1 protein-coding gene is annotated in these 245 nt (G+C 38.4%); it reads right to left on the reverse strand.

The genetic code is table 11. From position 1 onward, the window contains the following. On the reverse strand, positions 1-245 hold a 245-nt coding region (locus ABN217_RS19685), incomplete at both ends, for a glutathione S-transferase N-terminal domain-containing protein (protein WP_349459921.1).

The following is a 245-nucleotide window of genomic DNA, read 5'->3' on the forward strand; positions in this document are numbered from 1 at the left end:
CGGCTCTAGCCTCTTTCGTACTTAATTCAGGAAATTCAGCCTGAGTAAAACGAGGAACAACTAATTTATATACCGTTTCAGAAACAGCTTGATACCATCTATCAATTTCAGGTGAAACCTCGGACTGAATGATTTTAGGCTCTGCTAACTGATCAACATAATGAACAATATCTAAGCTTTCTGGTAAGTAACTTCCATCCTCTTTTTGTAGAATGGGTAGCATCTTGCGGCCAATCATTTTCGTT

It is taken from the genome of Proteus sp. fly-1067, assembly GCF_040139345.1.
In the GTDB taxonomy this organism is placed as follows: Bacteria; Pseudomonadota; Gammaproteobacteria; order Enterobacterales; family Enterobacteriaceae; genus Proteus; species Proteus vulgaris_B.